The sequence below is a fragment of the Microcoleus sp. Pol7_B2 genome (assembly GCF_036701035.1).
Lineage (GTDB): Bacteria > Cyanobacteriota > Cyanobacteriia > Cyanobacteriales > Microcoleaceae > Microcoleus.
This window is the reverse complement of sequence record NZ_JAUBQB010000174.1, coordinates 1-2,327: the sequence shown is the minus strand read 5'-3', so window position 1 is coordinate 2,327 and position 2,327 is coordinate 1. Positions and strand designations below refer to the sequence as shown.

The following is a 2,327-nucleotide window of genomic DNA, read 5'->3' as shown; positions in this document are numbered from 1 at the left end:
CGGATGCAGTCTTTAGCGCCCTCAACCTCAAGCGGGGAGAGATTCTGGGCATTCAAGTCAACGGTGCGATCGCGCCCCCTCCAATGTATCGGCAAGTGGCTGGTACTCGCATGGCTGCTACTGACGCTACAACCCCTGTGGTGGGAGGGGAACAGCAGGTAGAAGCTTCTGTGACTTTGCAATTTGGATATTAAATAGTTATGGGTTGAACTGGCCACATCAGCTTGACCCTAATAACTATTTCTCGATTTATCAAGCAGCTTTTTCTACAAAAACTTTAGCAGTTTTAACCAGTTCTGCCCGTAGTCGAGCAATTGTTCGCCTCCCACACAAATATTTCCGTATCTTCGCCCCCAAGAGCCACAACAATCAAAGCCTTAACAATTTTAGCGCCAAACAAAGTTTCACTCTAAGTAAGTCGGTGGAAAAATTCATCACTATGTAAGGAAATATTAAGTGGCGCACTCGGAGTTAAAGTATAACTGCTCCCCGCAACTTTGTTGCGGTGAGCAGTTACGCCAAATGGCTACAACCTATTATGAAGTATGAACGGAATATCTCCTTTTTCAGGGGGAGGGTTCCTCAATAAATAGACTCTCCGTTAAACCCTAGGCGATCGCATTCCTCCTAAACAGAAAAGAGTGGAATCTTTTCTAAGATCCACTCTCTGTTAAACTCTCTTAGGGCTAGCTTTAACAAGCTGGAGTTAAGCCCTTACTTTACCTAGTCCTTAATGATTCTCTTGTCATTAATGACCACTTGATCCTTGAGTTTAGGAGTGCCGGAGATGTGAAGATCACTATCCTTATTTTCCTCTGCGGCCGATTCGGCTAGATATTGGGCAGATGACTTAACATCGTGGGCTGCACGTTTAGCAGATTCGGCTGCATTTTGGGCAGATGATTTAAAATCATGCGCTGCACCTTGAGGAGATGGGGTTGCATTGTGGGCAGATGACCTAAAATCAGGCACTGGAGGTTTAGCAAACTCGGCTGCATTTTGGGCAGATGATTTAAAATCATGCGCTGCACCTTGAGGAGATGGGGTTGCATTTTGGGCAGATGACTTAACATCCTGCTTAACATCCTGCGCTGCATCTTTAGCAGATTCGGCTGCATTTTGGGCAGATGACTTAACATTATGCGCTGCACCTTTAGCAGATTCGGCTGCGCTTTGAGCAGATGACTTAATTGATTCGGCTGCACTCTTGCCAGATGACTGAAGCGATTCGGCTGCACTTTTTATAGATGGCTCCACTGCCTTCGCTGTATCTTTTACAGTCGATCTAAACTCCTTAGTTGCGCCCTCAATTTCTTGAGCTACAGCTTTGGCAGAAGGCTTAACTTCATCAGCCGTACTTTTAATAGAGTCCGCTGCACTTTGTATAGATGGCTTGACACCTTCGACTGTCTGCTTGACTGAATCTTTTACTTCTCTAATCGTAGGTTTGACTTCCTCGGAGGCGCTCTTGACTGCATCTACTACAGAAGGCTTGGCTTCCCTAACTGTCTCATTGACAGATTCGGCTATACCTTTAATCGAAGGCTTAGTTTCCTCAACAGTCTCCTTGACTGCTTCTGCTGTAGCTTTGATAGATGGTTTAACTTCCTCAGCAGTTTCCCTTGCTACTGTCCCTAGCTCTTCTACAGTGTGTTTAATACCGTCTGCTACAGTGTGTGCTGCATCCCCTAAATTATCTACAGCACGGTTAACAGTATCAGCAGTACCTTTACCAATCATAGCGCCAGCAACTGAGCCTGCTACAGCACCAATAATGCCTCCAGAGCGAGCACCTAATATACCACCGACTGCTGCTCCAGCTATCCTCGCACCAATGCCTGAGCCTGATGATTGATCTTCCTGTGATTCTGCATTTTCGTTAGTCTGAGCCTGAAGCTGCTGGTTCTCGCTATTGTCAACATTCTTTTCCTGGAAGTTAGGATTGGCTTCAGGCTGGTTAAAAGGCTGGTTATTATCAGTCATAGATATCCTTGGGTATTACTGCTACATTTACTAGCCTAACTATATACTTCTCAGAAAATCTACTGCCTAAGAACTAGATTTTGACTGTTACTTAAGAAGTAGATTATTAAAGGTACTGACCACTACGGCCCTAGCGGCTCGCGGTTCATTCGAGCTTGAAGAAGCTGGAGGCGCGCGATCGGACATCTGGAACAGTCTTAGCTTAGCGAGCCAAAAATAACTCATGTATACAGATTTTTTTACAGATTAAATGATTAATAAATCTTCTAACAATACTCCGGACAGTTTTTCAAGAGGGATGCGATGGCTTCGGCAAGCAACGCTTACGCAATAAATCACAGAAG

Annotated in this window: 2 protein-coding genes; one reads left to right on the top strand and one right to left on the bottom strand. The window is 45.0% G+C overall.

Features of this window, described 5'->3' with window-relative positions:
* Nucleotides 1-194: SIMPL domain-containing protein (locus tag QUA57_RS28345; protein ID WP_333065120.1), on the top strand; the 194-nt coding region annotated here is incomplete at its 5' end.
* Between the two features lie 529 nt (nt 195-723).
* Here QUA57_RS28345 and QUA57_RS28340 read toward each other — a convergent pair.
* A complete protein-coding gene (locus tag QUA57_RS28340; RefSeq protein WP_333065119.1) occupies nt 724-1,983 on the bottom strand; it encodes a hypothetical protein in 1,260 nt (419 codons plus the stop codon).
* Nucleotides 1,984-2,327 lie beyond the last annotated feature (344 nt).

Coding starts and splice junctions, on each gene's coding strand:
- QUA57_RS28340 (WP_333065119.1), bottom strand. CDS start 1,983: ATGACTGATAATAACCAGCCTTTTAACCAGCCTGAAGCCAATCCTAAC.